Source organism: Fluviicola sp., from assembly GCF_030151805.1.
Lineage (GTDB): Bacteria > Bacteroidota > Bacteroidia > Flavobacteriales_D > Crocinitomicaceae > Fluviicola.
Window position 1 is genome coordinate 1 of the sequence record NZ_JASLCN010000109.1, and the last position, 2,975, is coordinate 2,975.

Annotated in this window: 2 protein-coding genes; both read right to left on the minus strand. The window is 39.4% G+C overall.

The features are described from left to right. Positions 1-1,794 (minus strand): hypothetical protein (locus tag Q1V93_RS04240; protein ID WP_300661915.1); only part of this gene is annotated, 1,794 nt, incomplete at its 3' end. Between the two features lie 250 nt (positions 1,795-2,044). Next, positions 2,045-2,701, minus strand: coding sequence for a CvpA family protein (locus tag Q1V93_RS04245; RefSeq protein ID WP_300661918.1), 657 nt, complete (start codon positions 2,699-2,701; stop codon positions 2,045-2,047). Between the last annotated feature and the right edge of the window lie 274 nt (positions 2,702-2,975).

Sequence of the window (2,975 nt, forward strand, 5' to 3'; positions counted from 1 at the left end):
CTCGTTATAAATACCACCCGCATCGAAATACGCATTCATCATTCTGGAACGCGATGCCTGCAATGCAGAATCGGACAATGGAAGTTTCGCAACCAGCATTTCAGGTGTCAACGAATCCAAGGAACTTCCACCGGCGTCTTTTACTACCGGTTTGGTCGTCGAACTTGTGTCTGACTCATCTGTGAAGCTTGCAAAAGCAATTTTCTCAGACCTTCTCCAGTCATCTTCATTTTCCCGTTGCCCCCACTGTTTTCTAAATTCTTCGAATCCTTCCGTCTTTGCCTTATCGTTGTTCCAGTAGAATTTATTTCCACCGCTCGAAGATGGTTTTTTATTCTGAATATCCTGAAGTGCAGCCAACCTGATTGCATCCTGGCGCTGGCGTTCTTCTTCGTCTTTTTTCAATTTTTTAATCACCCCTTCTGCAAATGTAAGCTGCTCCGAAGGAGATAATTGAGCCACCCGCTGCACACTATCTTCGTATTGAGCCGTTTCAATTGCTTTTACCAGGCTTTGAAGTTTGGCAGCCTTGTTCTGAATTGCTTCAAAATTCGGATAGCTTTCCGGAATCACTTTCGCACAACTGTCGTAGTATTTCTGAGCACTCAGATAGTCTTTTTTCGAAAAACTCATATCTCCCAGCTTCTCATAAGCCATTCCTTTCTGGCGGTTATTCGAAGTGGAGTAAAATGCTGACTTGGTATAATTTGCCTTTGCTCCCTCTTCATTGGATTCCAATTGATCCATGCGGGCAATCGTAAAGTAAATCTGATCCTTAAACTCCGCATTTTTTGTATCACGAAGCATTTTCTTCAAGTTCTTACGAACTTTTTCTCCTCCGGCATTCAAGGCATTTTTCAGGTTTGCATTGAAGCTCATTTCATATCCGGCATTGTACTTTGAAACGCGGTTGTAATGGTATGCCGCTTTTACACGGTCTCCCGCATTTTCATACAACTGACCCAAAATGAAATTGATCCGTGCCTTGTCTTTTGATTTTTTAGCGTATTCCAATGCTTTTGTCAAAGCTTTGATTTCTCCTTCTGCATCTTTGCGTTTTTCACAGAAAACAGCACGTGTAATGGCAACATCGTAACGCAATTTCTTAGGGAAAGGAGCCATTTCCTTCTCCTTGGATTTCTTTTTGCTTGCTTTCTTTTTGGATTTGGACTTGGACTTCGACTTGGAAGATTTGGAGTCTTTCTCTCCTTTTTTCCCGGAGTTCTCCATCGATTCCTGGGCTTTCTCCAAATTGGTGATCGCAAAGTTTGCTTCAGTGAATTTACCTTGCTCCATATAGGTTCTCGCCATCCACATTTCAGCAACATAAGCTGATTTATCCGTAGAGAAAAACTTCTTGGTGTATTCGAAATTCTTGAATGCCAGGTCATAATCGCGACGATAGAAGTTTGCAACCCCGATCGTTATCCAGTTTTCATCAATCCAGCGATTGTGTTCTTCTTTTTTAGCAGATGGTTTTTCCATGGAAGGCATCGCATGTCTCTGAATCACCTTTGTACATTTGGAAATGGCTGTATCAATAGGTGTATACATGTTTTTCACTTCATCTTCACTCGGTAATTGAATGATGGGAAGAACCGTATAAAAATCTTCTTTTTGATTTTCACGAAATGTTTTCATAGCTCCATTAAGCAAATCATTTGCATTGAAGTAGCCGTTATAATGTGCTGTTGTTCCGTGGTATGACCTACTGAGTAGGGTATTCTTTTCAGTAGAACAAGCCCATATGATGGAAAGAATTCCTAAATAAATCCAAAAATGTAATTTCTTCATTCGAATGAAAAATCTGCGCCGATGTGATTAAAGATTAACTTATAAAAGGCAAATATATTGTTTTGTTTATCAAATCAATTCCAAATCCGGTAATTAGATGATGGATTATGCTAAAAAACGGGTTTTGAATTTGCTTTGGAATTTCATTTATCCCGGCTGCAGCTTATTCAAAACACAAATAGACATCCATCTATTTGCCCAGTCGTAGTAAGGGACACAGGCATTTTCATTTTCCCAGTCAGGATTCCGTTTAGGGTTTCAACACCGGATCTTTATCTCCATATTTTTGATGAATCTCCAAAATTTGTTTCGCATCATTGGCATCAATTCCCAAACTATCAGCTATTTCTTTCGCTCTAAGCACCTGATCTACCGAAAGTCCGGTGCTATCCGTTTCGTTGTGTAATGCATTTTTCAGGAAAATAGTACTTGATCCAAGTGCCGGAACTGTTTTTGTTGAAAGGTCTTTCACCGGTTCATAAAGCAAGGATTTTGCTTTCGTTTTCTGAGGAAAGAAGTTACTCTTTTCATCATATGATTCAATCAGAACCAGTAAAACACTTACGATGTAAAGTGATTTGATCGTTGCGAAAAGTACTCCCAAAAATTTATTCAAAGGAGATAATTGAACCACCTGGATCATTTTTTCGACCATTTTTCCACCGAAATAAATCATGGCTCCCACTCCTAAAAAAGTCAGTGTGAATGCTACAACCGGCAGGTATTCCGAATTCCAGTTAAAAGTCGTTTTGATCCAGTTTGCCGTAAAGTCGGAGAAATGGATTCCAACATAAATTCCGACCAAAATTGCCAGTAAAGTAAACAGTTCAATGACAAAGCCGTGTTTAAATCCTTTGTATGCACCGTACAAAACCGGGATCAGAATCAGAATATCCAGAAAATTCATGTCCCAAAATTGGGAAATTCGGAACGGGGGAATTCAGGAAAAATGAAAAGATACAAACGGGACATTGTTAAACACGTGAGGGCGCAATCAATCGGACTTGATGTATTATACTCACCAAAATAATAATACGGTTTCTGATTTAGAAAACAATCCAGGCTTCAAGCTGAATATTCACTATGTGTTCTAAGGTGCTATGTGGTTCATTTTACCACATAGCACACAGAAGGTCACATAGTTTTTTTAATGTTTATGTAGCTTGGTGAGTTTTCTACAT